Origin of the sequence: Niallia circulans NBRC 13626, from assembly GCF_001591585.1 — a bacterium.
GTDB lineage: Bacteria > Bacillota > Bacilli > Bacillales > Cytobacillaceae > Niallia > Niallia circulans.
In genome coordinates this window covers 1-1656 of sequence record NZ_BCVE01000051.1, presented here as the reverse complement: position 1 = coordinate 1656, position 1656 = coordinate 1, and the positions used below count along the sequence as shown (strand labels likewise).

1 protein-coding gene is annotated in these 1656 nt (G+C 35.9%); it reads right to left on the bottom strand.

Translation table 11 applies throughout. The features are described from left to right. Positions 1-44: 44 nt before the first annotated feature. Positions 45-1603, bottom strand: a protein-coding gene (locus BCI01S_RS25070; RefSeq protein ID WP_156485505.1) for an IS3 family transposase whose coding sequence is annotated in 2 segments (ribosomal slippage) — positions 45-964 and positions 964-1603 — 1560 coding nt in all. Because the reading frame shifts where the segments join, the coding sequence is not laid out codon by codon here. Positions 1604-1656 lie beyond the last annotated feature (53 nt).

Sequence of the window (1656 nt, the reverse complement as noted above, 5' to 3'; positions counted from 1 at the left end):
GAACTGCCCCCTGTCAAGTAGACAGTGGAAATAATAAAAAAGATCTAAGCGGCTTTAACTCTATATTCCATAGGGCTAAGGCCGTTTAATCGTTTTTGATATCTATTGTTATTATAAAATTGGATATAGTCATCTATCGCAAGAGAAAGTTCCTCAAAGGTCTTATATTTGTGTAAATAATACTTTTCGCATTTCAGTGTCCCCCAAAAAGACTCCATTGGACCATTATCAATACACTTTCCAACTCGTGACATACTGTGTGTTATCTCTGCCTCGTCTACTTTAAGCTTAAAACCTTTTGAAGTATACTGATACCCTCGATCACTATGGATAATTGGATGTTCTTCCTCCAATAAAAGTACGGTTGCTTGATCAAGCGTTTGGAATACAAGTTCATTATTATTCGAATGTCCTAAAACATAGCTAACAATGGATCCATCATAAAGATCCCGAATGGCACTTAAATATGCCTTCTTTGATGAACCATACTTAAATTCTGTCACATCCGTCACCCACTTTTCATTTGGTTTTGTTGCGGTAAATTCCCGATTTAAGATATTCTCTGCCACTTGTTGGGGAACGGAGCGTTTATAACGTTTTTTCTTGATACGAATGATCGAGCGTAAGCCAACCACTTTCATTAGTCGATAAATTCTTTTATGATTCAATCTTTCTTTAAACTGTCTATTCATGTGAAGGGTCATTTGGCGATAACCGAAGATGCCCTCCACTTTTTCATGGAGAATTTTCATCTCTTTCATGATTTTCTCATTCAATAGCTCTTGAGAAGAAGGAACGCGATGAAGCCACTTATAATAGGCGGATCGTGCAATTCCCGCTATTTCACTCAGTAAACGAATGCTTATATTCTCTTCCTGATGGATCTCTTGAATAGCGATATACTTATCCTCCGATTGGATTTGACTTATTTTTGCCTCCTTTCGATCTCCTCTAACTTTTTTAAAAATAAGTTTTCTGCACGTAATCGCTCATTTTCTCTTTCTAACTTCTTCATTTGAAGAGTTATTTTCTCCTCTTGAGTTAGCTCGGATTCCTCTTTCGTAGAACCACGCCTATCTTTCAATGCATCTACTCCGCCATCTTCATACTTCTTAACCCATTGATAGATTTGTTGATAAGAAACCTGATGAGTATTAGCTGCTTCTTGATAGTCTTTTTTGTTCCCTAAACAATCTAGCACAATTTGTATTCGTTCTTCCCAAGTCGTTTTTCTTCCCTTAGTCATAGAGCTCGTCCTTCCTTGTGACGTATCTTTTATTTCACTATGACTATTATACTTCTTAATCCACCTTCTAAGGACAGATGGATCTGATATTTCATACATTCTCGTAATTTCACGAATCGAGTAATTTCCAGAGGCATAATCTTGAATAGCGGATAACTTTAGTTCTTTAGAATACTTTTTCCAGGAAGAAGTCTCTTTTAGTCCTTCTAAACCGAATGTATCAAATTTATATTTCCATTCCAAAACGGTAGAAAAGTGCACCTTATAAATCGATGAAACTTGGAGTGACGAATTTACTTCCCCTAAAGCTTTCACTATTTGATATTTCTCTTCTACAGAATAAGATTTTCTAGGCATAAAAATACTCCCCTATAAGTAACCAGATTTTTATTTTTTAATCTGTCTACCTA